The organism is Vibrio sp. (assembly GCF_038138445.1).
Taxonomy (GTDB): Bacteria; Pseudomonadota; Gammaproteobacteria; order Enterobacterales; family Vibrionaceae; genus Vibrio.
Genome location: NZ_JAYQDQ010000182.1, coordinates 1 through 1,893 on the forward strand (window position 1 = coordinate 1; position 1,893 = coordinate 1,893).

The 1,893-nt window shown below is 42.3% G+C and carries 1 protein-coding gene and 1 pseudogene; both read left to right on the forward strand.

Features of this window, described 5'->3' with window-relative positions; all coding sequences use genetic code 11:
- Positions 1-1,125: pseudogene (locus AAFM34_RS20875) on the forward strand (lipase); the annotation flags it as partial.
- Positions 1,118-1,831, forward strand: coding sequence for a hypothetical protein (locus AAFM34_RS20880; RefSeq protein ID WP_341666201.1), 714 nt, complete (start codon positions 1,118-1,120; stop codon positions 1,829-1,831). The pseudogene AAFM34_RS20875 and the gene AAFM34_RS20880, both read left to right, overlap by 8 nt.
- The last annotated feature ends 62 nt before the right edge of the window (positions 1,832-1,893 follow it).

Sequence of the window (1,893 nt, forward strand, 5' to 3'; positions counted from 1 at the left end):
GGGGTGGCTTTTAAAGCGATTGAAACCCAAGATGGTGTTCGGGCGTTTTTTCAATCCGAGGGCTATACGGATGTGATGACAGACTTAGATGCTTCCCAAGTTCCAATTGCTGAGCTGCAAGGAACCTACTTACACCAAGGCTTTTCTCAATACGCATTAGCTTTTTGGACGCTTATCCAGCAAGATATTTCGAAGTTTCATAAACACAAAAAACTTTATATTTGTGGGCATAGCTTGGGCGGTGCGGGCGCACTTATTGTCAGCGCACTATTGAAACAGTATTTTTCGCCAACAGCACTTCGTCTTTATACCTATGGGATGCCAAGAACGGGCACACATTCATTTGTCGGAGCATATAACGACATTAGCCATTATCGCCATGTCAATAACCATGATTTGGTGCCCCAAGTGCCTTTTAAGTGGACGAATACCAACCCAGATGACACTTCTGATGCGAGTGCGTCAAAACTTTCAGAGTCAGTGCGCGCTTTAGTTTTGGAACGCTTTGTCGATAATGATGAGGATAATTATCACCATCATGGCAACCTCGTTCAGCTACTGACTTATAGCCGCGAAAAGCACCAGCCCAAAGAGGTCAAACAGGTATTACTGACGCCTAAGCAAACTCATATTACCAGCCTAACATTTGCACAGAATAAACAAGATGATACATTTGTGTTGGCAGATACCCTTAGCAAAGAGCATATTGATCTAAACGGCTATGCGGCGACTATCCTTGATTCAGGGCTAAATCATATGATGTCCGAGTATATTCCAAACCTCAAATCGCAACTGGAAATACTACTCCAAGGTACTTTGTCTCAAAGTTATGACAGTGCCAATACAGAGCTTACGGCGACAATAGATAATTTAAATCAAGCGATTCAAACCTTACAAGAAGAGTATCAACACAGTCAAAACATCCCTTATCATGTCGGCGAGGCCAAACGTGGCAGCTTAAAGCTTGAAGAGGAAACCATAACCCAATTACTAGCCAATCTTAAGCGTATTCAACGAGAGTTAGGAGTACTGGTTAACTCCCCAACAGTGCTTCCCCCTAGTGTGTTACTGTATGGTGATAAGAAACCATTACAGATTGATTTAGAAGGACAAATTGATGGCTAAGGTTTTAAAAATAGGGGCGATAGTGATAGCGCTCTGGGTCGCGCTTTTTTACGTGGTTTACCCAGCCTTTGAGTGGTATGAGAGCACCAAGCCGCCGTTTGGTTCATCTCCTGAAGATAGCTATATCTCAATCCAAGGGACAAAACCCAAAGATGCCAAGGTCAAAGCCTACGGCACTTTTTACGGAGGCGGCGATGAGTGCAAATCGTTTTTTTGGAGTGCCTCCGATGGTAAAAAACGCTCAGGAGGGAAAGCGGTATTGCGTATCACTCATAACTTTGCCAGCGATGAGAATCATTATGAACTGCGCATGCCATACAAAAACTTTGTATCCAGTGGTTGTGATATGAAGCTCTATGACATAGTAGTGGATGCAGAAAATGCATACGATACCGTTGGTTTTGCTGAATTGCGTATATACCCCCCTATATACGAAAGTGATGAAGTTTTTGATATTAAATCAAAATTTGAAGCTAGAAATTGCAGAGATGTGTATATCTCTGATTTAAGTAGATGGGCAGGCGGATATGCCTGTGATTATTATGTAAACGAAAAGCTAGAAAAATCAAAAGTCTACAACGCCCACTCGGTTACTATTGATTTTACTCAATTTACTGACGATACCGTGATCCAATACGATATCGTTGCAGGTGACAACTATCGTACAGAGCCGAAAGAGCAAACAAAACCCAATGATCCGTCATAGTGATGTATTGGGTATTGGCTTAAAGAGCAAATAGATGGCTAAGGTTTTAAAAATTGGCGCGA